General features: G+C 69.0%; 23 protein-coding genes. 18 read left to right on the forward strand and 5 right to left on the reverse strand.

All coding sequences use genetic code 11. The features are described from left to right. Positions 1-20 precede the first annotated feature (20 nt). Positions 21-533 carry a 30S ribosome-binding factor RbfA gene (gene rbfA / locus D0C15_RS03545; protein WP_116040873.1) on the forward strand — a complete coding sequence of 171 codons (513 nt, stop codon included), beginning with the start codon at positions 21-23 and terminating at the stop codon, positions 531-533. Positions 534-589: 56 nt separating this feature from the next. Here rbfA and D0C15_RS03550 read toward each other — a convergent pair whose 3' ends face one another. After that, entirely contained in the window at positions 590-1,297 is a 708-nt protein-coding gene (locus D0C15_RS03550) for a GAF and ANTAR domain-containing protein (protein WP_116040874.1), read from the reverse strand. A gap of 64 nt (positions 1,298-1,361) precedes the next feature. Beyond that, positions 1,362-2,447: a TRM11 family SAM-dependent methyltransferase gene (locus D0C15_RS03555; RefSeq protein WP_116040875.1), complete on the reverse strand. Its 1,086-nt coding sequence runs from the start codon at positions 2,445-2,447 to the stop codon at positions 1,362-1,364. A gap of 25 nt (positions 2,448-2,472) precedes the next feature. Between D0C15_RS03555 and D0C15_RS03560 the strand changes: the two genes are divergently transcribed. The 12 genes from D0C15_RS03560 (at position 2,473) to D0C15_RS03615 (ending at position 15,451) form a co-directional block, all read left to right on the forward strand. Further along, positions 2,473-3,468, forward strand: coding sequence for a DHH family phosphoesterase (locus D0C15_RS03560; RefSeq protein ID WP_116040876.1), 996 nt, complete (start codon positions 2,473-2,475; stop codon positions 3,466-3,468). Further along, positions 3,465-4,814, forward strand: a complete 1,350-nt coding sequence (locus D0C15_RS03565; protein WP_211323072.1) for an MATE family efflux transporter — start codon at positions 3,465-3,467, stop codon at positions 4,812-4,814. Before D0C15_RS03560 ends, D0C15_RS03565 begins: the two co-directional genes overlap by 4 nt. Before the next feature lie 166 nt (positions 4,815-4,980). Then, entirely contained in the window at positions 4,981-6,303 is a 1,323-nt protein-coding gene (locus tag D0C15_RS03570) for an MFS transporter (RefSeq protein WP_116040918.1), read from the forward strand. 68 nt (positions 6,304-6,371) lie between these two features. Next, complete coding sequence (gene truB, locus D0C15_RS03575; RefSeq protein WP_116040877.1) at positions 6,372-7,286, forward strand: tRNA pseudouridine(55) synthase TruB; 915 nt, start codon at positions 6,372-6,374, stop codon at positions 7,284-7,286. A 64-nt stretch (positions 7,287-7,350) separates the two neighbouring features. After that, a complete protein-coding gene (locus D0C15_RS03580) occupies positions 7,351-8,328 on the forward strand; it encodes a bifunctional riboflavin kinase/FAD synthetase (RefSeq protein WP_116040878.1) in 978 nt (325 codons plus the stop codon). A 180-nt stretch (positions 8,329-8,508) separates the two neighbouring features. Further along, complete coding sequence (locus D0C15_RS03585) at positions 8,509-8,988, forward strand: helix-turn-helix domain-containing protein (protein WP_116040879.1); 480 nt, start codon at positions 8,509-8,511, stop codon at positions 8,986-8,988. A 210-nt stretch (positions 8,989-9,198) separates the two neighbouring features. Next, positions 9,199-9,729 (forward strand): RNA 2',3'-cyclic phosphodiesterase, encoded by a 531-nt coding sequence (gene thpR / locus D0C15_RS03590; protein ID WP_245975542.1) that lies wholly within the window; start codon positions 9,199-9,201, stop codon positions 9,727-9,729. 215 nt (positions 9,730-9,944) lie between these two features. Continuing rightward, entirely contained in the window at positions 9,945-10,214 is a 270-nt protein-coding gene (gene rpsO / locus D0C15_RS03595) for a 30S ribosomal protein S15 (protein ID WP_091676530.1), read from the forward strand. A 246-nt stretch (positions 10,215-10,460) separates the two neighbouring features. Further along, positions 10,461-12,752 (forward strand): polyribonucleotide nucleotidyltransferase, encoded by a 2,292-nt coding sequence (locus D0C15_RS03600; protein ID WP_116040881.1) that lies wholly within the window; start codon positions 10,461-10,463, stop codon positions 12,750-12,752. Positions 12,753-12,840: 88 nt separating this feature from the next. Beyond that, on the forward strand, positions 12,841-14,202 hold the full coding sequence (locus D0C15_RS03605; RefSeq protein WP_116040882.1) for a M16 family metallopeptidase: 1,362 nt from the start codon (positions 12,841-12,843) through the stop codon (positions 14,200-14,202). Next, entirely contained in the window at positions 14,199-15,008 is an 810-nt protein-coding gene (gene dapB, locus D0C15_RS03610) for a 4-hydroxy-tetrahydrodipicolinate reductase (RefSeq protein WP_116040883.1), read from the forward strand. The genes D0C15_RS03605 and dapB overlap by 4 nt, the downstream gene beginning before the upstream one ends. Further along, complete coding sequence (locus D0C15_RS03615; RefSeq protein ID WP_116040884.1) at positions 15,005-15,451, forward strand: hypothetical protein; 447 nt, start codon at positions 15,005-15,007, stop codon at positions 15,449-15,451. Before dapB ends, D0C15_RS03615 begins: the two co-directional genes overlap by 4 nt. A gap of 52 nt (positions 15,452-15,503) precedes the next feature. Here the strand turns inward: D0C15_RS03615 and D0C15_RS03620 are convergent, their stop codons facing one another. Then, positions 15,504-15,983 (reverse strand): hypothetical protein, encoded by a 480-nt coding sequence (locus D0C15_RS03620; protein ID WP_116040885.1) that lies wholly within the window; start codon positions 15,981-15,983, stop codon positions 15,504-15,506. A gap of 84 nt (positions 15,984-16,067) precedes the next feature. Further along, a complete protein-coding gene (locus D0C15_RS03625) occupies positions 16,068-16,589 on the reverse strand; it encodes a YqaA family protein (RefSeq protein ID WP_116040886.1) in 522 nt (173 codons plus the stop codon). A 146-nt stretch (positions 16,590-16,735) separates the two neighbouring features. On the opposite strand from D0C15_RS03625, the gene D0C15_RS03630 reads away from it, so the two are divergent. Next, a complete protein-coding gene (locus D0C15_RS03630; protein ID WP_245975543.1) occupies positions 16,736-17,263 on the forward strand; it encodes a GtrA family protein in 528 nt (175 codons plus the stop codon). On the opposite strand, the gene D0C15_RS03635 is transcribed toward D0C15_RS03630, so the two are convergent. Continuing rightward, positions 17,229-17,789 (reverse strand): GNAT family N-acetyltransferase, encoded by a 561-nt coding sequence (locus D0C15_RS03635; protein WP_116040887.1) that lies wholly within the window; start codon positions 17,787-17,789, stop codon positions 17,229-17,231. The genes D0C15_RS03630 and D0C15_RS03635 overlap by 35 nt on opposite strands. Before the next feature lie 114 nt (positions 17,790-17,903). Here D0C15_RS03635 and D0C15_RS03640 point away from each other — a divergent pair, with 114 nt between their 5' ends. From D0C15_RS03640 to D0C15_RS03655, 4 genes are all read left to right on the forward strand, one after another. After that, positions 17,904-18,860: an EamA family transporter gene (locus D0C15_RS03640; RefSeq protein WP_116040888.1), complete on the forward strand. Its 957-nt coding sequence runs from the start codon at positions 17,904-17,906 to the stop codon at positions 18,858-18,860. Then, complete coding sequence (locus tag D0C15_RS03645; RefSeq protein ID WP_116040889.1) at positions 18,857-20,083, forward strand: winged helix-turn-helix domain-containing protein; 1,227 nt, start codon at positions 18,857-18,859, stop codon at positions 20,081-20,083. Before D0C15_RS03640 ends, D0C15_RS03645 begins: the two co-directional genes overlap by 4 nt. Positions 20,084-20,163: 80 nt before the next feature. Next, positions 20,164-20,940, forward strand: a complete 777-nt coding sequence (locus D0C15_RS03650; protein WP_116040920.1) for an IclR family transcriptional regulator — start codon at positions 20,164-20,166, stop codon at positions 20,938-20,940. A 271-nt stretch (positions 20,941-21,211) separates the two neighbouring features. Next, positions 21,212-22,486 (forward strand): hydroxyacid-oxoacid transhydrogenase, encoded by a 1,275-nt coding sequence (locus D0C15_RS03655; protein WP_116040890.1) that lies wholly within the window; start codon positions 21,212-21,214, stop codon positions 22,484-22,486. Positions 22,487-22,500: the final 14 nt, after the last annotated feature.

The raw sequence follows: 22,500 nt of genomic DNA on the forward strand, positions 1-22,500 counted from the left end.
CTAGCTGAAAGGGGTGCCCCATGGCCGATCAGGCTCGTGCACGCAGGTTGGCCAAACGGATCGCGCAGATCGTCGCGTCCGCACTGGAGCATCAGGTCAAGGATCCCCGGCTGGCGACCGTGACGGTCACCGACGCGAGGATCACCGGCGATCTGCGGGACGCCACCGTGTACTACACCGTTCGCGGTGAGACGCTCGACGCTGTGCCCGACTACGCGGCGGCGGCAGCGGCACTGGAGTCCGCTCGCGGAGTTCTGCGTACCAAGGTCGGGGAAGGAACCGGGGTGCGGTACACGCCCACCCTCGAGTTCGTCGCGGACCGGGTGCCCGAGGACGCCAAGCGCATCGAGGACCTGCTCGCCAAGGCCAGGGAGGCCGACGCGGAGGTGGCTCGCCGGGCGACCGGAGCCGAACCCGCGGGCGATCCTGATCCGTACCGCGTGCCGCGTACGGACGACGAGGACCTGGCCGATGAGGACGCCGACTCCGCCATCGAGTCCGATTCCGACAGTGACGCGGATTCTCGCGCCTAGGTTTCGCTCGATCGCCGCGATGGTGGCGATCGGGAGTACGGTCCCCGCCTGCTGAATCAGCGAGTACTCGGGATTTCGCCTTTGGTGCTGATGGTGCGGGCGATTTCGCGCAACTTGATGTTGTGGTCCTGCGATGCTTTGGTCAGTGCGGCGAATGCCTGTTGCTCGGTGAGGCCATGCCGCTCCATGAGAATTCCGAGCGCCTCTCCGATTTCCTGCCGGGTGCGGATCGCCTCGTGTAACTGCGCTTCGTTGCGGGCACTGGCCAGCGCGACCGCCGCGTGGGAGGCCAGAATCCAGCCGACGTGTTCGGAGAGGTCAGTGAAGGCACCGGGCTGAGACGAGTAGAGATCGAGCGCGCCGAGATCGTCCTCACCGTCGGTGAAGAGCAGAAACCCCATCATGCTCGCGACCCCGAGTTCGCGAGCCTGGGGCACATACCGCGGCCACCTGTGCTCGGTACTGGTCAGGTCGGCGATCCGGAAAGCTTCTCGCTTGTGGTACGCGGCATCGAAACAGGGGCCTTCCCCGAGCTCGCCCTGCAGCCGGTCCGAAGCGCGGACCACGTTGTCGGTGAGCGCCATCGTCAGGACCCTGCCGCCACGCAGGACCAGGACGCCCGCGGCCTCGCAGCCTTCGACCTGGTCCACCGCGTGGGTCACGATCCGGTCCAGTGTCTCCTGAACAGAGCCCTGGTACAGCAGGTCGCGGGCCATATGCGCCATCGAGGTCGCGAGGTCTTCCCACTCTCGCCCCTCCGTCATGACACCACTCCCCGAATCGCCCTGCCGTTCGTTTGCCACCCTGCCACAGCCCGCGACGGGCGGCTCAGCGCGCGGATTGGTCCCGGTGCGTTTCACCACGTCCCTCGTGCGGGACTTCCTTCACCGCGACGATCAGGTCGCGCAGGATCGCCTGGTCCACGCGGTGTTCGAGCTGGTCGTAGGGGCCGCCGGCACGGACCCGCAATCCCGCACCGGCGAGGATCTCGGTGAGTTCCTCGCGTTTGGCGACGTTCGTGTTCCAGGAGATCCCGATCGCGCCACCGGGGCGCAACACCCGGGTCCACCCGGGTACCGCCGCGGCCAGCAGTTCCCGCGGGCTGCGCACCGGCCCCGAACCAGCGGCCCGGCTGCCGTGCTGCACGCCGTAGGGGGCATCGGTGACGATCACGTCGACGGAGTCCCGCTTCAACAGCTGGTCGATGGTCAGTGTGTCGCAGTTGTAGTAAGTGAGGCTGCGCGTTTCCCCGGCCTTGTACCGCTCCTTGGTCAGGCCGAACTCGATGTCCAGCTTTCGGCCGAGGCGCACCTTGTTACGCCGCACCGCACCCGCCTCCGCGCTGTGCTTGACCCGCTTGGTGCGCAGCCACGTCTTCACGAACTGCTCGTAGGCCTCGAAATCCCGGCCGTCCACCTCGAACCCGGTCGCGTCGCAGCCGTACATCATCGCGTGATTCAGGGTGGTACCTCTGCCGCACAACGGATCGAGCACGTGCGCCGGCGCGTCGCGCAACGTCGTGGCGCGACCGGCGGCCAGCAGGGTGATGTTCAGCAGCAGCTTGGTGAACAGCTCGTTCGTCTTGCCCGGGTACTTCTGGATGGTGAGCAGGTCCGAGTCGAACCACGCCAGCGGGCTGGTGCGGATCGGGCGCAGGAGCGCACCGGCCACCTCGAACAGCACGTACATCGAGGACAGATCGGACAGATGCGCGACATCGTCCTCGGTCAGCGGGTGCTCCGTCGCGAAGGTGACGTACTCCGTCCCGGCGATCTCGCGCTGCTCGATCTCGGTCACCGGCTGGGACAGTGCGGTGTCGCCGAGTATCTCCAGTTCGGCGCGGAGCAACCGCGGTGACACGTCGTGGTAGACGCGGTTGGCTGCGGGCAGGATGAGGATCGCGTACTCGGGCATCGGGAGAGAAGCGTAGCTTGCAGTCGTGAGCACTCTCGCCCTGGACGACCTCGCCCGCGCCGCCGCGCTGCTGCGCGAGGCCACCGACGTGACCCTGCTGGCCCACATCCGGCCCGACGCCGACGCGCTCGGGAGCGCGCTCGCACTGGCCCAGGTGCTGGCGCACCGGGGTGCCACGGTGCGGGTCAGCTTCGCCGAACCCGCGACCGTTCCGGAGAGCCTGCGCGGACTCGATCCGGGGCTGTGGGTCCCCGCCACCGAACTGCCCGATTCGGAGCCGCTGCTGATCGCGCTGGACTCGGCGAGCCCCGCCAGGCTCGGTGCGCTCGGGGAACGGGTCGACAGCACCAAACGAGCCGGGGGCCGGGTGCTGGTGATCGACCACCACGCATCCAACACGTTCTACGGCACCGACCACGTTGTGGACGACACCGCGGAGGCCACCGCCGTGCTCGTGCTGCGCCTGCTCGACGAGCTGGGTGCGGACCTCGACGAGCCCGTGGCGCGCTGTCTTTACGCGGGTCTGGTCACCGACACCAGCGGTTTTCGCAGGGCGACACCGCAGACCCACCGGGTGGCCGGACGGCTGCTGGCGGCCGGCGTGGACCCGGACCGCGTCGTACGCGAGGTGGCCGAGGAGCGCCCATTCGGCTGGCTGCCGATGCTGGCGCGGGTGCTCAGCGCGGCGAGGCTGGACACCACAGCCGCTCGCGGCCTCGGCCTGGCTCACGCCGTGGTGACCGAAGATGACGCCGCGGGTGTTCGGCTGGAGGAGATCGAGAGTGTGATCGACGTGGTTCGCTCGGTCCGGGAGGCCGAGGTGGCCGCCGTGTTCAAACAGTCGGGCCCCGCACAGTGGACCGTGTCCCTGCGGGCGAAGTCGCGAATAGATGTGTCCTCGGCCGCCCGCGCACTCGGTGGCGGCGGGCATCGTCTCGCCGCGGGTTGCACCCTCGACGGTACGGTCGAGCAGGCACTGCGGCAGGTACGCACCGCACTCGCGGAGGCCCCGCTGCTGTGACTCGCGAGGCTGTGACACCCGAGCATTCCGCAACCGGCCGGGTGGCGCCGAAGCGCGTGCTCGGCCTTGCCGTGCCCGCGCTCGGAGTGCTCGCGGCGGAACCGTTGTACGTCCTGGTCGACACCGCCGTCGTCGGCCATCTCGGCGCGCTGCCGCTGGCTGGGCTGGCACTCGGCGGGGTGCTGCTCACACTGGTGTCCACCCAGCTCACATTCCTGTCCTACGGCACCACCGCCCGCACGGCCCGGCTGCACGGTGCCGGTCGCAGGGCGGAGGCGGTCAGCGAGGGTGTGCAGGCGACATGGATCGCCATCGCGGTCGGCATCGTCGTGCTGCTCGCCGGTCAGTTGCTCGCCGCGCCGGTGGCCAGGGGACTTTCCGGGGACGCGCAGATCGCCGAGCAGGCGGCTTCCTGGCTGCGGATCGCCCTGTTCGGCGCGCCGCTGATCCTGATCACGATGGCGGGCAACGGCTGGATGCGTGGCGTGCAGGACGCGGTGCGTCCGCTGCGCTACGTGCTCGCGGGTAACGGCATCTCCGCCGTGCTCTGTCCGATCCTGGTCTACCCGGTGGGCTGGGGGTTGGAGGGATCGGCTGTAGCCAACGTAGTGGCCCAGGTGATCTCGGCGGCACTGTTCCTCAACGCGCTGCGCCGGGAGCGGGTGCCGCTGCGCCCGGACCTGCCCGTCATGAAGGCACAACTCGGGATGGGCCGGGACCTGGTGCTGCGCAGTCTCGCTTTCCAGGCCTGCTTCGTCTCGGCCGCCGCCGTGGCGGCCCGCACTTCGACGGCGGCCGTCGGCGCGCACCAGGTGGTGCTGCAGCTCTGGACGTTTCTGGCGCTGGTCCTGGACTCGGTCGCGATCGCGGCGCAGTCCCTGGTCGGGGCCGCGCTCGGCGCGGGCTCGTCCCGGCAGGCCCGGGGTATCGCAGGGCAGATCACCCGGTACGGACTGGTGTTCGGCTGTGTACTGGGAATCGTGTTCGCCGCGGTGTCGCAGGTGCTGCCGCGTGTGTTCACCACAGATCCCGGGGTACTGGCGGAGATTCCGAACGCCTGGTGGTTCTTCGTCGCGCTGCAGCCGGTCGCGGGGATCGTGTTCGCATTGGACGGTGTGCTGCTCGGTGCGGGCGACGCGGCGTTCCTGCGCACCGCGACCCTCGGCAGCGCCGTGCTTGGCTTCCTGCCGCTGATCTGGGCGTCGCTCGGTTTCGGCTGGGGGCTGGCCGGAATCTGGACCGGGCTGTCGGTGTTCATGCTGCTGCGCCTGGTCGCCGTCGTCGTGCGGTGGCACTCGGGGCACTGGGCCGTGGTGGGTGCGGTCAGGGGCGTGAGGACCACCTGACCAGCACGTGAGCAATCGCACTTCGATAACGGGTATGTTTCGGCGTTGCGTAGCCGATACAACTAATGAGCGGTGCGGCAACGCCGGCGCCCGCGACCCGTCCTCATCCGTCGCCATCCGTCGCCGATGTCGTCCTCACCGAAGGAGTGCCGTGCCCACCCAGTCGATGTCCCAGCGAGCGACCGGTCGCTCCTGGGCGATCTGGCTGACCGGAGCCACCGTCTACCTACTCGCCGTCTTCCACCGCACCTCGTTCGGCGTCGCCGGGCTGGAGGCGCTCGACCGGTTCGGCGTCGGAGCGGCGGCCCTCGGCACGTTCACCGTGTTGCAGGTCGGCGTCTACGCCGCCATGCAGATTCCGACCGGGCTGCTGGTCGACCGGTTCGGTCCGCGTGCGGTACTCACCACCGCACTGCTGGTGCTCGGAGCCGGCCAGGTGCTGCTGGCGACCGCGCAGTCGTACCCCGTCGGCCTGCTGGCCAGGGGAGTGCTCGGGCTGGGCGACGCCCTGACGTTCGTCAGTGTGCTGCGGCTGATCGCCGCACACTTCCCCGCGCGGCAGTACGCCGTGGTCACCTCGTTCACCACCGCGATGGGTTACGTCGGCAACCTGGCCGCGACTGTCCCGCTGACCCTGCTGCTCGCCGGCCCTGGGTGGACCCCCACGTTCCTGATCGCCGGGATCGTGACCGTCGTCTTCGCGATCGCGGTGAACCTGCGGGTGCGGGACACCCCGCTCGGCGTGGCTCCCGTGCGGACCTCGGCGGGCGGGCCTCGTGCGGTGGGCGCGCAGGTGGCCGAAGCGTGGCGGGTGCCCGGCACCCGGCTGGGATTCTGGCTGCACTTCAGCACGATGTTCGCGCCGAACGTGCTGACCCTGCTGTGGGGTCTGCCGTTCCTTGTGGACGGTCAGGGGCTGGCGCCGAAGTCGGCGAGCGCCCTGCTGACCGTGTTCGTCTTCGGGTCGATGGTTGGCGGCCCGCTGGTGGGCACCCTGATCGGGCGTCATCCCTCGCTGCGCCTGCCACTGGCCGTCGGCTACCTCGGCGGCGCCTCGCTGGTCTGGGCGACACTGCTCGGGTGGCCGGGCACGATCCCGATCGCGGTGCTGGTGCCGAGCTTCGCGTTCCTTTCCCTCGGTGGGCCCGTTTCGATGATCGCGTTCGCGCTGGCACGCGACTACAACCCGCTGCGGCGGGTCGGTACGGCCACGGGCGTGGTCAACGTCGGCGGGTTCGTCGCGACGACGGTGTCGGCGCTGGCGATCGGAGTACTGCTGGAGTGGACAGGGGAGTTCCGGATCGCCCTGCTGGCAGTCATCGGACTCCTGGCGTTCGGTGCGTCGCGCATGCTGGTCTGGTGGCGCAGGACCAGGGCGCAGTTGTTCGCCGCTCAGGCGCGCGGTGAACAACTACCCGTGCGGATCCGGCGCAGGCGCTGGGATACACCGGACCGGGAGCGGCGCACGGTCAGCGCGGCCGCCGCGTAGCACGCGGCCCTGGCCGGCAGTTCGACGTGTGTGCCCGAGCACGTGAGCGCGATGGATACAGTGCGCGCGTGTCTCGCCAGCAACAGTCGCGTAAACCCGCCCCTCCGCCCGGTCTGCTGATCGTCGACAAGCCCGCGGGGATGACGTCGCACGACGTCGTCGCCAGGGCCCGGCGGATCATGGGCACCCGCAAGGTCGGGCACGCGGGCACGCTCGACCCGATGGCGACCGGCGTGCTGGTACTGGGCATCGAGCGGGCCACCAAACTGCTCGGGCATCTGGCGCTCGACCGCAAGACGTACCTCGCGACGATTTCCCTCGGCGAGGCGAGGACCACCGACGACAGCGAGGGTGAGGTGCTCACCCGGGCGGAGCCCGCCGAGGTCGCCGCCGTCGGCGACGCGGCGATCCAGGCGGGGATCGCCGAGCTCACCGGCGACATCCAGCAGGTGCCGAGCGCGGTCAGCGCGGTGAAGGTGGACGGCAAGCGGGCCTACGCCCGCGTGCGCGCTGGGGAGGAGGTGGATCTGCCTGCCCGGCCCGTTTCGGTCTACCGGTTCGACCTGCTCGGTGTGCGGCGCCAGGAGGGCGCGCTCGAACTCGACGTCATGGTCGAGTGCTCGTCCGGCACCTACGTCCGGGCGCTGGCGCGGGATTTCGGCGCCGGACTTGGTGTCGGTGGCCATCTCGTCGCCCTGCGCCGGACCACGGTCGGGCCGTTCACACTTGCCGCGGCACGGACGCTGGAGAAGCTGGAGGAGGAACCCGCGCTCTCCTACGATCTCGGCGCCGCGGTCGCCGCCGCTTTCGCGCGCAGGGACGTCGATCCGGCCACCGCGCGGGCCATTCGTTACGGCCAGCGGATTCCGGCGGCGGGTATACCCGGTGTGTACGGCGTCTTCGATCCGGACGGTCGCGTACTCGCCCTCGCCGCCGATACCGAGAACGTGGCCCGAACGGTCGTCGTCCTCGCCCCGGCCTAGAGTTTCAGGGGTACGACACACAGTGGTCTCTGCTACGACAGTGGTCTGACGCAAAGGTGGTTCGGTGCAGCGTTGGCGCGGATTGGCGGATCTTCCCAGCGGTTGGGGACGATGCGTCGTCACGATCGGAGTGTTCGACGGGGTTCACCGTGGTCATCAGGCGCTGATTCGCCGGACCGTCGAGACGGCGCAGTCACGTGGGCTGCCCAGCGTGGTGCTCACCTTCGACCCGCACCCGTCGGAGGTCCTGCGCCCCGGCAGTCACCCTGCGCAGCTCACCACGTTGCGGCGCAAGGCCGAACTCGTCGAGGAACTGGGCGTCGACGTCTTCGCCGTCCTGCCGTTCACCCTGGAGCTGTCCCGGTTGCCCGCGCACGAGTTCGTGCACGAGGTGCTGGTCGACCGGCTGCACGCGGCGGTCGTGGTGGTCGGGCAGAACTTCACCTTCGGCGCCAAGGCCGCGGGCAACATCGAGTTGCTGCGCACACTGGGCACCCGCTTCGGGTTCGTCGCCCACGGGGCACAGTTGCAGGGCCGCACACTCGCCGACGAAACCGCACAGGAGGAGGACACCTCGGCGGAGATCACCTTCTCCTCGACCTACGTTCGCTCCTGCATCGATGCCGGTGATGTCGGGGCCGCGGCCGACGCGCTGGGCCGTCCGCACCGGCTGGAGGGCATCGTGGTGCGCGGCGAGGGCCGAGGGCATGACCTGGGGTACCCGACGGCCAATCTGTCCACCCCGCGCTTCGCCGCGATTCCGGCCGACGGGGTCTACGCCTGCTGGTTCACCCGGCCGGCCAAGCCAGGGGACCGGCTGCCCGCCGCGGTCTCCGTCGGGACGAACCCGACCTTCTCCGGCCGTGAGCGCACGGTCGAGGCCTTCGTGCTCGACGTGGACGAGGACTTCTACGGCCAGCACGTCGCGCTGGACTTCGTCGGAAGGCTGCGCGACCAGGTGCGCTTCGACTCCTCCGACGCGCTCGTGGCGCAGATCGACGACGACGTCGCGCGGACCAGGGCCACGCTGGGGTCCGGCTGAGCCTGCCGCCGAGCGGCGCCCCCGCGCCCTGGTCCCGTTGGCGGTGCGAATGCGAACGGCTGGGTGATTCGGCCACGGTCGGCGCGCGCTACCTGGCAAGATGCTCGGCAGCGGCCGCCCGCTCGTAATGTGCCCGGACGGGGCCGTTCGCGCATTCGCTGTCTAGGGGAGCAGGAAAAGGTGGAGGACCAGAAGATCGTCCAGCGCAACATCGCACTTCAGCGGGAGTGGTACGGGGAGCCACTGGGCGACCGGGTCCGCAGATTGGTGGTGGCGTTCGACGTCTCCCAGGCCTTCCTCGCCGAGGTGCTCGGCATCAGCGCCCCGATGCTGAGTCAGGTGATGAGCGGCAGACGCGCGAAGATCGGCAACCCGGTCGTACTCGCCCGGATGATCATGCTCGAACGCAAGATCCTCATTCCCGCGGTCGCCGCCGGTAACCGGGAGGCGATGCAGACCGCGCTCGAGGACGTTCGCGATGCCAGGCCCACCGTCGGCCGGGACACCGTCCCCGTCGGAGCGGGCGCCGACGATCGGGCTGTGCTCGCCGTGCTGCGGGAGGTCGCCGAGGACGAGAACCTCGGGGACGCCGCGGATCGGCTCGACCCGGACTTCCCCGCCATCGCGGACCTGCTGCGCAGGGCGGGCAAGAACTCCTGAGGTGAGCGGCGTGCTGATCGGCGGGCGCGAAGTTCCCCAATGTGGCTTTCGGGAACTTAGACGTCCCCAATGTGGCTTTCGGGTACTCCAACGTCCCCAATGCCACATTGGGGAACTCCAACGTCCCCAATGTGGCATTGGGGACGTGTCGCCGGGGCGGGGTGGCGCCGTCGTGGCGTGCGGACTCGGGCGGCATCCGAGGACGTTGCGGTGAGTGGCGTGCGGTTGTTCAGTGCCCTGGTGCCTCCGGCTGACGCGGTGCGGTCGCTGCGGGAGGCGCTGGATGGCGTCCCCGGCCACGCGGAGCCGGGAGCGGCCGGTCTGCGCTGGATCCCGCCGCACCAGTGGCACATCACACTTGGCTTCTACGGAGCCGACGATCCGCAGGTCAGAGCGGATCACCTCGGTACGACGCTGGCCGGGTTGACCGCACGCGAGGTACGGCTCACGGGGTCCGGCACGTTTCCCGGCGTACTATGGGTGGGAGTGGACGGAAACCTGGGCGAGCTGGCTACCGCTACCAAAGCCGCCACCGAAGCGGAGTCCGGCGACCGGCCGTTCCACCCGCATCTCACCATCGCGCGGCACCGGGACCGGCTGGGGTCCGAGAACGTTGCCAACGCGCTCGCGAGATACCGAGGGCCCTCGTGGACGGCGAGCGAGGTCGTGCTGTTCGCCAGTGAGCCGGGGCCGCAGTACACCCCGATCGAGCGCTTCGGCCTTGTCGAGCACATGCGGTAATTACGTGGCTGCTACGCTCGATAGTTGGGTCCGGCTGCAGTCCGTGGCGGCCGTGACCGACTCACCCGGCGTGAACGATCGTCCGGGCCGCACGGCACAGAGAAGAACGACATTCACAGCGAGCGTCAGCTTGTACTGGCGATCGACGGTGGGCCCGAGGTTTGCCCGAGGCGCCTGTGTGTGAACCGTTCTTCTGAGACAACAAGGAGTACAGCGTGGCTCTGTCCACTGACGAAAAGAAGTCGATCCTCACCGAGTACGGCGTGCACGACTCGGACACCGGATCGCCCGAGGCCCAGGTGGCCCTGCTGACCAAGCGGATCATCGGTCTCACCGAGCACCTGAAGACTCACAAGCACGACCACCACTCGCGTCGTGGTCTGTTGTTGCTGGTCGGCCGTCGCCGTCGGCTGCTCAACTACGTGATGAAGGTGGACATCGAGCGGTATCGGGCGCTGATCCAGCGCCTCGGCCTCCGCCGATGAGCTGAACCGAGGGGGAGTGGCCACCGGGTCGCTCCCCCTCGGTGCATCACCGCAGGAAACACAGCAAGACACGAGTTAGACGAAGAAAACAGGGCGAGCGCACCGCGCGCGAGGACAAGTTCGCCGGTCCTCGGTAGTGGCTCCCGGGTCGAACCCGGGGGCTTCGATCGAAGACCGGCCTCGTTCCTCGGGCGTGCCCCAAAGGGTGGGGACAGCGTTGCCCGAGACGATGAGGAGAAACACCATATGACCGACGCAAGCGGAACAACCGTGCACGAGACCGAAGCCGTGATCGACAACGGCCGGTTCGGCACCCGCACGGTCCGCTTCGAGACGGGCAGGCTGGCCAGGCAGGCCGCCGGATCCGTCGTCGCCTACCTGGACGACGAGACCATGCTCCTGTCGGCGACCACCGCCTCGAAGCACCCGAAGGAGCACTTCGACTTCTTCCCGCTGACGGTGGACGTCGAGGAGCGGATGTACGCGATCGGGAAGATCCCCGGCTCGTTCTTCCGCCGTGAGGGCCGCCCCTCCACCGACGCCGTCCTGACCTGCCGGCTGATCGACCGCCCGCTGCGCCCGTCGTTCGCCGACGGACTGCGCAACGAGATCCAGGTCGTCATCACCGTGCAGAGCCTGGACCCGCAGGACCCCTACGACGTGCTGGCCATCAACGCCGCTTCGGCGTCCACCCAGCTCAGCGGCATCCCGTTCTCCGGCCCGATCGCCGGCGTCCGCGTCGCGCTGATCGAGGACCAGTGGGTCGCGTTCCCGACCTGGGAGCAGCTGGAGAAGGCCACGTTCAACATGGTCGTCGCGGGCCGCGTGGTCAACGACGCCGGTGACGTCGCCATCATGATGGTCGAGGCCGAGGGCAGCGAGAACACCCTCGACCTGATCGCCGCCGGTGCCAAGGCGCCGAACGAGCAGGTCGTGGGCGAGGGCCTGGAGGCGGCCAAGCCGTTCATCCGGGTGCTGTGCGAGGCGCAGCAGAAGCTCGCCGACGTGGCCGCCAAGCCGACCGCCGACTTCCCGACGTTCCCGGCCTACCAGCCGGACGCCTACGAGGCCGTCGCCGCGATCGCCACCGACGACCTGACGAAGGCGCTGACCATCGCGGGTAAGCAGGACCGCGACACGGCGACCGACGAGGTCAAGGCGGATGTGCTGGCCAAGGTCGGCATCGGTGAGGGCGAGGCCTTCGCCGGCCGGGAGAAGGAGATCGCCGCCGCCTTCCGTTCGCTGACCAAGCAGCTGATCCGCCAGCGGATCCTGCGCGACAAGGTCCGCATCGACGGCCGTGGCCTCACCGACATCCGGCAGCTCGCCGCCGAGGTCGCCGTGATCCCCAGGGCGCACGGTTCGGCGCTGTTCGAGCGCGGCGAGACCCAGATCCTGGGTGTCACCACGCTGAACATGCTCCGCCTCGAGCAGCAGATCGACTCGCTGTCCCCGGTGACGCACAAGCGCTACCTGCACCACTACAACTTCCCGCCCTTCTCCACCGGTGAGACCGGCCGGGTGGGAACGCCGAAGCGTCGCGAGGTCGGGCACGGCATGCTCGCCGAGCGCGCACTGGTGCCGGTGCTGCCGAAGCGGGACGAGTTCCCCTACGCGATCCGTCAGGTCTCCGAGGCCCTCGGCTCCAACGGTTCCACCTCGATGGGCTCGGTCTGCGCGTCCACGATGGGTCTGCTCAACGCCGGTGTGCCGCTGAAGGCGCCGGTCGCGGGCATCGCCATGGGCCTGGTCTCCGACGAGTTGGAAGGCGCTGACGGGAAGTCGGAACGTCACTACGTGGCGCTGACCGACATCCTCGGCGCAGAGGACGCGTTCGGCGACATGGACTTCAAGGTCGCGGGCACCAAGGACGTGGTCACGGCCCTGCAGCTGGACACCAAGCTGGACGGCATCCCGTCCGAGGTGCTCGCCGCCGCACTGAACCAGGCCAAGGACGCCCGCCTCGCGATTCTGGACGTCATGTCCGAGGCCATCGACGGCCCGGACGAGATGAGCCCATACGCGCCGCGCGTCACCAGCGTGAAGATCCCGGTCGACAAGATCGGTGAGGTCATCGGGCCGAAGGGCAAGATGATCAACACCATCACCGAGGAGACCGGCGCCGACATCTCCATCGAGGACGACGGCACGATCTACGTCGGTGCGGCGGACGGCCCCTCGGCCGAGGCCGCGATCGACCGGATCAACGCGATCGCCAACCCGCAGCTGCCCAAGGTCGGGGAGCGCTTCCTCGGCACCGTGGTGAAGACGGCCGCGTTCGGCGCGTTCGTCTCGCTGCTGCCGGGTAAGGACGGCCTGGTGCACATCTCCAAGCTGGGTAACGGCAAGCGCATCAACAAGGTCGAGGACGTCGTCAACGTCGGTGACAAGCTCCGCGTGGAGATCGCCGACATCGACAACCGCGGCAAGATCAGCCTGATCGTGGTGCAGGACGACCAGGCTCCGGCCGAAGGTGCTGCCACCGAAGGTGCTGCCGCGGAGGGTGCCGACACCGAGACGGCCGACGCCGCTCAGTAATCCCGGTACCACCGCAGCAATCCGACGAACGACCCGTCACTCGCCTCGCGGGGAGTGACGGGTCGTTCGTCGCAGGAGTAGGGACACGATGGTTCGACAGATTTCCGGGCACGAGCAGCCCGTGGGACGCACGCGGACACTCGAATCGGCCACCGACGGGGCGCTGGTCAAACGCACTGTCCTGCCAGGCGGCCTGCGGGTGATCACCGAACGGGTGCCGGGCTCGCGTTCGGCGACCGTCGGCCTGTGGGTCGGTATCGGATCAAGGGACGAGCATCCGAGCGTGGCCGGGGCGGCGCACTACCTGGAACATCTGCTGTTCAAGGGCACCGGACGACGTGATGCCCGGCAGATCGCGGAGGAGATCGACGCGGTCGGCGGCGAGTTCAACGCGTTCACCGCGAAGGAGCACACCTGCTACTACGCGCAGGTGCTCGACGAGGACCTGCCGCTCGCGGTGGATCTGGTGTCCGATGTGGTCTTCGGCGCCATATGCGCGGATTCCGATGTGGAGACCGAACGCAGCGTGGTGCTCGAGGAGATCGCCATGCGCGACGACGACCCCGAGGACCTGCTGCACGAGGCTTTCGTCGGCACGATCCTCGGCGAGCATCCCCTCGGCAGGCCGGTGCTCGGTTCCGAGAAGTCGATCACTCAGATGCGACCGAGTGCGCTGCGGTCGTTCTACAAGAAGCAGTACACCCTGCCTCGTATGGTGCTGTCGGTGGCGGGAAACATCGACCATGCGCAGGTACTTCGGCTGGTGCGGTCGGCACTGAAGCCGTATCCCGCCGGTACGGGCACGCCGTTGCCGCCGCGTGTGGGGCGGGGCCGGGTCCGCTCGAAGACCGCGCTGACCCTGCACACCGACGACACGGAGCAGGCGCACGTGATGCTCGGGCTGCGGGCACTGGCCCGGCACGACGAGCGCCGTTTCACACTGGCGGTACTCAACGCAGCACTGGGCGGCGGGATGAGTTCGCGACTGTTCCAGGAGGTGCGGGAACGCCGAGGGCTCGCCTACCAGGTCTACTCCTCGGTCGCCTCCTACGCCGAGACCGGCCACCTTTCGGTCTATGCGGGCTGTCAGCCGGAGCGGCTCGGCGAGGTCGCCGGGGTGCTGCGCGAGGTGCTCGAGCAGGTCGGCGAGCACGGGTTGACCGAGACCGAGGTCGTTCGGGCGAAGGGACAGCTGCGGGGTGGCCTGGTGCTCGGGCTGGAGGACACGGCCTCGCGAATGTCGCGGATCGGCAAGAACGAGCTCAACTACGGTCGCTACCTCGGAGTGAACGACACGATCGCGCGGATCGACGCGGTCACCACCGAGGAGGTATGCGTGCTCGCCAAGGATCTGTTGCGGCGGGTGGGTATTTCCGCGGGCGCGGTGGTCGGCCCGTACGCTCACTCTGACGACCTGCCCGACGACCTGCACGAGGTGATCGCGTCATGACCCAGTCCGAGCCGGCCGAGGCGACAACGGCGGGAGCCGCGGCGCAGCGTGGTACGGACAACCCGATCCGCGTCGGCATCCTCGGGGCGCGGGGAAGGATGGGGGCGCAGGCCGCGAAGGCCGTTGAGGCAGCCGCAGGCATGGAGGCCGTGGCGCTGGTCGACGCGGGCGACGCGATGTCGGAGATCGCCGAAGCCGGCGCCGAGGTGATCATCGACTTCACCCACCCCGACGTGGTGATGGACAACCTGCGGTTCGCGGTCGAACAGAACATCCACGCGGTTGTCGGGACCACGGGCTTCACCGCCGAACGGCTGGACACGCTGCGCGAGTGGCTGCGGCCCAAGCCCGAACTCGGCGTGCTGATCGCGCCGAACTTCGCGCTGGGCGCGGTGCTCGCGATGCGGTTCGCGCAGCAGGCGGCCCGGTTCTACGAATCGGCCGAGATCATCGAGTTGCACCACAACCGCAAGGCGGACGCGCCTTCGGGCACCGCGGCCCACACCGCGAGGCTCATCGCGCAGGCCAGGGCCGCGGCCGGGCTGGAGCCGGGCGCGGACGCGACCACGGCGGAGCTGGATGGTGCTCGCGGGGCATCCGTCGACGACGTGCGGGTGCATTCGGTGCGGCTGCCAGGGCTCGTCGCGCACGAGGAGGTCCTCTTCGGCGGGGAGGGCGAGACGCTGACCATCCGGCACGACTCGATGGACCGTTCGTCGTTCATGCCTGGTGTGCTGCTCGCCGTGCGGTCCGTGCTGTCCAGGCCGGGGCTGACCGTCGGCCTGGAGAATGTGCTCGACCTGTGAGAACTCGCAACATAGCGCTCCTGCTCACGGCCGCGGTGGCGGTCTACCTCGTGCTGCTGGCCGGTCGGGGGATCGCCCTGTTGCGCACCGGAGAGCTCGTTCCCGTGCTGCTCGGGCTGGGCGTGCTGCTGTTACCGCTGCTCGGTGTATGGATACTGGTCACGACCTGGCGATCGGGCACCCGGATCCAGCGCCTGTCGCGGCGGCTGGCCGAGGAAGGCGCACTGCCGGACGTCTCGGACCTGCCGCGCCGTCCGTCCGGGCGGGTCGACCGTGCGGCCGCCGACTCCTGGTTCGAGGAACGCAGGGCCGAGGTCACCGACGCACCGGAGGACTGGCGCACCTGGTACCGCCTCGCATACGCCTACGACGTCGCCGGGGACCGCACCCGCGCACGGGAGACCATGCGCAGGGCCGTGGAACTCGAGGCCCAGGACCACTGACAGCGCGCGAGCACCCCTCGCACTTTCCCGGGAAAGTGCGAGGGGTGGCTGGTCATTTCGGCGGTACGGCGACGATGTGTGTGGCTCCGCCCCATCCGTTGGCCATGTCTCGGGCCTGCACCTCGACCCGATCGGTTCCGGACGGCACTTCCAAGCCGGTCAGGCTGCGGGTGAAGGGTTGTTCACCGGCGTGGTCGTGGGCCAGTTCGCGCACCCCGAACACGGTGCGGCCGTCGACAGAGCGCACGCGGAACGCATCGGCGTAGCGCTCGGGGGAGTCGTACGGCGAGCTGATGGTGGCCGCGACGGTGAGCCCATCGGGTTCCCGAGAGATGGTGGCGTCGAGGACGTCGGGAAAGCGCTGCTCGCTCGCGCCGGCCGACGGTGACTCACGCTCCGCGGCGGATGAGGTTTCGGTCGGCGGCGGATCGTTGGCGGCGCATCCGCCGAGTGCCAGACCGGTGGCGAGGACGGCTCCGACCCCGAGCCGGGAGCGTCGCCACCTGGGACCGAGGGTCGTCGTGCTGCCCATGTTCACCCCTGTTCCTGTGCGGATGTGGTTCGGGTTGGAACCCGGCTGCCGCCATCGAACCCGCGGCTCCAGGATGCGGTCAGCTCACAGATGTAGCCAGCCGGCGAACAGGGCGGGCGCGGCAGCGAGCGCGCTGAACCGGACGAACCGGCCGAGCAGCCCGGCCGCGAGGAAAGTGGACATCGGCATCCGGACCAGTCCGGCGAGCACCGTGGTGGCCATGAAAGGCGGCAGGCCGACCACGGAACTGACGCCGTAGGTTCCGGTCATCCAGTGTGGGTGGCGGTGACACCGTTCCCGCAGTGCTTCGATCCAGCGCCGGACTCTTTTGGTCCGCGCTCGCCAGCGGTCGCGGCGCTCGGAAGGAGGCCGCTCGCGGTGCAGCCGGTCGTGCAGGAAGTTCGGCAGCCGGATGGAACCCCGTGCGGCCAGGTAGTAGAAGAGTTTTCCGGCGATCTGACCCAACGCCACCACCGCGCCGACGGCGAGCCAGGGAATCCCGGGATCGCTGGTGACCAAGCCGATCACGAAGACCTCGACACTGATGAGGGGAACCAGCGCGGAGCCGAACGCGACGCCCAGCGTCACGCACAACCAGCCGAACATGTTCCTCCCTGTGCAGCGCCAATTTTCCACGCTAGCAGTTGTTTCTGGGAGAAAACTGAGTCCAGAACCTGATCGCGGCGGACATCGCCACCAGATGATCACCTACTGGTCGGCGGCCGGACATCTGGCGCTGCCAGCCTGATCCGGTGAGCTTTCCGCTTCGGTTCACGCGGTTCTGTGCCGCAGTGGTGCGACGCCTGCCGTTCGGGCTGGGTGCGGTGGTGCCGCCGGAGTTCTTCGGTTTCGTACTGATCAACACCGCGACCTTCGGTGTGGACCTGCTCCTGCTCACGATCTTGCACGGTTGGTGGGAGGTGCCGATCGCACTGGCCATCACCGGGGCCTACGTCATCGCCTTCGGGCTGAGCTTCGTACTCAACCGCGGCCTGAACTTCCGCTCACACGCTCCGGTGGGACGCCAAGCGGCGCTGTACGCCGTCGCGATCACGGTGAACTACGTGGCGTTCATCCTCGGGGTCGGCAGCGGACTCGAGGCGCTCGGTGTGCAGTACCACCTGTCCCGGATCCTGGCCGGCGGGTGCGAGGGCCTGTTCATGTACAGCGCGATGCGCTGGGTGATCTTCCGCGAACGCCCGGCAACCGCGGGATCCGCGCTCCCGGGAAGCGCCAATCCCGCGCTTACTCCGTCAGGTGGAGGTCGAGACCACCGGTGAGGCGAATCTCCCGGATCGTCTTCTCGCCGGTGTCGAGCACCCGTACCGTTTTGTCCGGATGCCAGTCCGCGCGGCGGTAGAAGGCGAGGGATGCGGAGTCGGCCTGCGCGACCCACGCGACCGCCCGCTGCGCCCCTGCCGAACGCAGGCCCGCCGCCGCCGTGGCGAGCAGCCTGCCGCCGTGTCCGCGCCGGCCCCAGCGTGGCTCCACCAGCAGGGTGGCGACAAGACCGACTTCACCCGCGTCCTCGGGCAGGCTGCCATCGGCGGCGGTCACATCCTCCTCCGGCGCCAGGCCCGCCACACAGAAGCCGACGGTGAAGTCTCCCTCGGCAGCCACGTACACGTCCGTTTCGGGATGCGTGATGGCGGCGGCCCAGCGTTGTTCGATGCCGTCCGAGTCCAGTTCTCCCAGTGCTCGTGGCCCGAGCATCTCCGCGTAAGCCGTGCGCCAGGTATCCCGCTGAATCCGGGCGATCTCGGGGACGTCCTCGATGGTCGCGCCGCGAACCTCGGCAGTGCTCATCCCCGCAACCTACGTGGTCGGCGAGCCGCTGCCGACGCCCGGTGCCGGAGAGATCCGCCCTTCTCCCAAAGTAACCACTGTAATTATGTCGGTGGTTCATGGCATGGTGCCCGTATGGGCAACAGAACGTGGCCGGTGTGGGCCGCTCTCGGGATCGTTTACGTCGTATGGGGATCGACCTACCTCGCAATTCGCTACCTGGTCGGCTCCCTGCCACCGCTGCTCGCGGCGGGTCTGCGCTTCTCGATCGCGGGCGTGATCCTGCTGGTGCTGGTCCGGGTGTTCGCTGGCCGGGGCGCACTGCGGATGACGCGCGCGCAGTTCGGGTCGGCGATCGTGGTCGGCCTGCTGCTCGCCGGTGGTGGCCAGGGGCTGCTAACCGTGGCCGAGACGCAGGTCGCCTCCGGGGTGGCCGCCCTGCTCGCCGCGTCCATCCCCTTGTTCGTGCTGAGCCTGCGGCGGCTACTTGGCGAACGTCCACCGGCCGTGACGCTCTTCGGGGTGCTGCTCGGTCTCGTCGGTCTCGCGGTGCTCGTGCTCTTCGGCGGGCCGTCGGAGGGAGCGCACGGTTCGGCCTGGTGGGGCCCCTGGATCATGCTGATCGCCGCGTTGAGCTGGTCCGTCGGCACGGTCGCCACGACGCGCCTGCCGATGCCCGCCAACTCGTTCGCCGCAACCGCCGTCGAACTGTGCGCCGGCGGCTTCGCGCTGAGCTTCGTCGGTCTCGGTGCGGGCCAGCGTGTCCGGTTCGCGGAGGTGACGGCCGAGTCGTGGATCGCGCTGGTGTACCTCATCGTCGCGGGTTCGCTGATCGCGTTCACCGCCTACGTGTACGTCCTCGATCGGCTCCCGGTCTCCACCGTCGCGACCTACGCCTACGTCAACCCGGTGATCGCCGTGCTGCTCGGGGTGTGGATCGCGGGTGAGCACATCGGCCCCGCCCAGTTCGCCGGTGGCGCGCTGGTGCTGGCCGCCGTTGTGGTCGTGGTCAGGTCGGAACGGCGTGTCCGGCGTGCGGCGGCGAAAGTGTCGGTCCCCGCTGGCACGATGGCGGGATCATGCGAGAAATGACCGGGCTGACAGGACCGAAGGTGGGGATCTCCGTCGCGCGCCGTACCGCGTTGGCGGCGCAGGGGTTCGCCGATCCCCGCCCTGTTTCGACACCCAACAGGCGGCATCTGCAACGCGTGTTGTCCCGCGTGCAGGTCATCCAGCTGGATTCGGTGAACGTGGCGGTACGCGCGCATTATGCGCCGCTGTTCGCGCGACTCGGGTCGTACGAGCCCGCGCTGGTCGACGACGCCGCATGGACGCCGTCGCCGCGCCGTCCCCGCCTGCTGGTCGAGTACTGGGCACACGAGGCGAGCCTGGTGCCGGTCGAGGACTGGCCACTGCTGCATTCCGGGGCCAAGCCACGAGGCTGGTGGCGGGGCTACCACCAGCTCATCGACCGCACCCCGTCTCTGGTCGACGACGTGCTCGCCGCGGTGAAGGAGTTGGGGCCGATCGGTGCGGGGGGCATCGAACGCGAACTCACCGGCGCTGCCCGCCGGGTCCCCGGCGCCTGGTGGGACCGCTCGGAGGTGAAGAAGATCTGCGAGTGGCTGTTCGGCATGGGACAGCTCACCACGGGCACCCGGCGCGGCTTCGAGCGTCTCTACGACCTGCCGGAACGGGTTCTTCCCGCAGACGTGCTGGCGCGCCGGGTCGACGCGGCGGAGGGTGCCCGGGAGCTGACCGCCCGCGCGGCCACGGCGTTCGGTATCGCGACCGAGCCCGACCTGCGCGACTACTACCGCCTGAGCCCGCAGGCCAGTAAGCAGGCGGTGGCCGAACTGGTGGAGCAGGGCGTGCTGGAACCGGTCCAGGTTCCCGGCTGGCGGCAGCAGGCCTACCGGCACATCGACGCGAGGGCACCGCGCCGGATCACCGGCCGCGCTCTGTTGTGCCCCTTCGACCCGCTGATCTGGGAGCGGGACCGGACCGAGCGGTTGTTCGGCTTCCACTACCGCATCGAGATCTACGTTCCCGAACCGAAACGGGTGTACGGCTACTACGTGTTCCCGTTCCTGCTGGACGGTGACCTTGTGGCCAGGGTCGACCTCAAGGCCGATCGGGCGGCGGGAGTGCTGCGCGTGCGAGGCGCGTTCGCCGAGCCGGGAGCGGACCGTGTCCGGGTGGCCGCCGAGCTGGCGGCGGAGCTTGGCTTGATGGCCGCGTGGCTGGAGCTGGACGGCGTGGTCACCGAGGAGCGCGGCGACCTCGCGGTCGCGTTGCGCGCACACACCCACTGACTCTCCGTATGGCGCGGGTAACCTGAACTCGCTGGTGACGCGCGCGAGGAGAAGGGTCAGGTCCGTTGGCGAAGAAGGAGATGCAGGCTCCAGCCGGCACCCAGGCCATCGGCAGAGCGCTGGCCGTGCTGAAGCTGATCGCGAACAACTCCGCGGAGCTGCCCGGATCGGAGATCGCCGCGCAGCTGGGACTGTCCTCGGGCACTGCCCACCGGGTGGTCCGGGCGCTCATCGCCGAGGGCCTGGTCGCGCACAATCCGCGGACGGACAGCTACTACCTCGGTGCCGGAATGATCCTGCTCGGTCAGGCGGCGCAGCGTGGGTTCGGCTTGGACAAGGCGTTGCCGGTGCTGGAGCAGCTCAACGCCGAGACCGAGGAATCGGTCAACCTCACGGTTCGTGAGGGCCACGAATCCGTTGTGATGCTGCGCGTTCAGTCGGCGCTGCCGCTGCGTTTCGAGCAGCACCCCGGAGCCCGCTTTCCGCTCTACACCACCGCTTCCGGCAAGGCGATCCTGGCGCATTCGTCCGATGCCGAGGACTACGTGAAGGCGCTGCCGCCGACGTTGTCGCGTCTTACGGAACGGACGTTGACGAGCCCGGCGCAGTTGTCCGCCCAGCTCGCCGAGATCCGCACTCGCGGGTACAGCATCGACGAGGAAGAGAACGTGGCGGGCGTGCGCTGTGTCGGCGCACCGATCCTCGACTCCGATGGTCACGCCCAGGCCGCACTGGTCATCCAGGTGCCGACCGTGCGGATGCCGGCGAAGCGGATGCGCGAGCTCGGCGCCCGCGTGGTGACGGCGGCCAAGGAAGTCGCCCAGTTCGTGCCGGTCGACCGCATCATGTCCCGCTGACGGAGCACGTCTCCGACCCCAGCCACCCAGACCCGCACTTTCCCGGGAAAGTGCGATGCCCCGCGCGTGCAACTACCGCACTTTCCCGGGAAAGTGCGAGGTTGGAAACGGCGCTTCCGCGGGTACCGGAACCACGCCTTTTTCGCGTGCTGAACAGGCATTTTCGACTCCCGCCTCGTTTTGGGGCTTCACAAATCGTGTGACACGTCTTACCGTTCCTCCCCACATAGTGGTTACAACCCCCACATAGTGTCAACGAACGGAGCCGTCGATGTTGCCGGATATCCACGCGAACGAGAGCGTTTTCACCTGGGCCGCCCCACCGTTGAAATTCGGTGTCGGAGCGATCGACGAGATCGGCGCCGAAGTCGCCGCGCTCGGAGCCGGCTCGTGCCTGGTGATCACCGACGCCGGGGTACGCGAGACAGGTTTTCCCGACCGGGTCAGGGAGAACCTGCTCGCGGCGGGCGTGAAGTCGGAGGTATACGACGGTGTCGGTGTCGAACCGACCGACCACAGCATCGCCGAGGCCGTCTCGTTCGCGAAGCAGCGGGACTGGGACTGCTACGTCGCTGTCGGCGGCGGCTCCGCGATGGACACGGCGAAGGCCGTCAACCTGCTCACCACGCACCCCGGAGAGTTGCTGGACTTCGTCACGCCCCCGATCGGCGCGGGTACCGCCCCCTGGCTCCCGGTCAAACCCCTGATCGCGGTGCCGACCACGGCGGGCACCGGATCCGAGTCGACGACCATCTGCGTCATCGACTTCCTGGGTCTGCACCTCAAGGCCGGAGTCAGCCATCCGCGCCTGCGACCGGCGCTGGCCGTCGTCGACCCTCGGGTCACCGTCAGCCTGCCGCCCCAGATCACCGCCGCCAGCGGAATGGACGTGCTGTCGCACGCGCTGGAGAGCTACACGAGCGTGCGCTTCGACGCGAAGCCCGCCCCGGAGGACCCAATGCGGCGCCCCGCGTTCTGTGGCGCCAACCCGATCAGTGATGTCTGGTGCGAGATGGCCCTGTCCCTGGTGGGCAAACATCTACGGCGGGCGGTGTTGAACGGGCGCGATCTCGAGGCCAGGACACAGATGGCGCTCGCCTCCACCTATGCGGGTACCGGCTTCGGCAACGCGGGGACGCACCTGCCGCACGCCAACGCCTATCCCGTCGCGGGTGCGGTGAAGAACTACCGGGCCGAGGGGTACCCCGAGATGCCCATGGTCCCGCACGGGCAGGCCGTGTCCGCGACCGCGGCCGCCGTGTTCCGCTGGACCTACCCGGCCGACCCGGCGCGCCACCTGCGCGCGGCGGAACTGCTCTCCGGTCGCACGTTCACCGGAACCGACGGCGCCGACGCGTTGCCACAGGTGTTGACGGAGCTGATGACCGACATCGGCATGCCCGCCGGACTGCGGAGCTTCGGCTACAGCGAGTCCGACGTAGACACCCTCGTGGACGGCACGCTCAAGCAGACCCGTCAGCTGGCCGTCGTTCCCCGGCCGCTCGATCGCGCCGCCGCCACCCACATCTTCCGCCAGTCCCTGTGAGCGAGCACTCGTCT

The organism is Amycolatopsis palatopharyngis, assembly GCF_003385185.1.
GTDB classification, from domain to species: domain Bacteria; phylum Actinomycetota; class Actinomycetes; order Mycobacteriales; family Pseudonocardiaceae; genus Amycolatopsis; species Amycolatopsis palatopharyngis.

Excerpts from the sequence above, each read along its gene's own strand:
- rbfA (WP_116040873.1), top strand. The coding sequence starts at position 21 with ATGGCCGATCAGGCTCGTGCACGCAGGTTGGCCAAACGGATCGCGCAG.
- D0C15_RS03550 (WP_116040874.1), bottom strand. The coding sequence starts at position 1,297 with ATGACGGAGGGGCGAGAGTGGGAAGACCTCGCGACCTCGATGGCGCAT.
- D0C15_RS03555 (WP_116040875.1), bottom strand. The coding sequence starts at position 2,447 with ATGCCCGAGTACGCGATCCTCATCCTGCCCGCAGCCAACCGCGTCTAC.
- D0C15_RS03570 (WP_116040918.1), top strand. The coding sequence starts at position 4,981 with ATGTCCCAGCGAGCGACCGGTCGCTCCTGGGCGATCTGGCTGACCGGA.
- D0C15_RS03600 (WP_116040881.1), top strand. The coding sequence starts at position 10,461 with ATGACCGACGCAAGCGGAACAACCGTGCACGAGACCGAAGCCGTGATC.
- D0C15_RS03605 (WP_116040882.1), top strand. The coding sequence starts at position 12,841 with ATGGTTCGACAGATTTCCGGGCACGAGCAGCCCGTGGGACGCACGCGG.
- dapB (WP_116040883.1), top strand. The coding sequence starts at position 14,199 with ATGACCCAGTCCGAGCCGGCCGAGGCGACAACGGCGGGAGCCGCGGCG.
- D0C15_RS03620 (WP_116040885.1), bottom strand. The coding sequence starts at position 15,983 with ATGGGCAGCACGACGACCCTCGGTCCCAGGTGGCGACGCTCCCGGCTC.
- D0C15_RS03625 (WP_116040886.1), bottom strand. The coding sequence starts at position 16,589 with ATGTTCGGCTGGTTGTGCGTGACGCTGGGCGTCGCGTTCGGCTCCGCG.
- D0C15_RS03635 (WP_116040887.1), bottom strand. The coding sequence starts at position 17,789 with ATGAGCACTGCCGAGGTTCGCGGCGCGACCATCGAGGACGTCCCCGAG.
- D0C15_RS03640 (WP_116040888.1), top strand. The coding sequence starts at position 17,904 with ATGGGCAACAGAACGTGGCCGGTGTGGGCCGCTCTCGGGATCGTTTAC.
- D0C15_RS03645 (WP_116040889.1), top strand. The coding sequence starts at position 18,857 with ATGACCGGGCTGACAGGACCGAAGGTGGGGATCTCCGTCGCGCGCCGT.
- D0C15_RS03650 (WP_116040920.1), top strand. The coding sequence starts at position 20,164 with ATGCAGGCTCCAGCCGGCACCCAGGCCATCGGCAGAGCGCTGGCCGTG.
- D0C15_RS03655 (WP_116040890.1), top strand. The coding sequence starts at position 21,212 with ATGTTGCCGGATATCCACGCGAACGAGAGCGTTTTCACCTGGGCCGCC.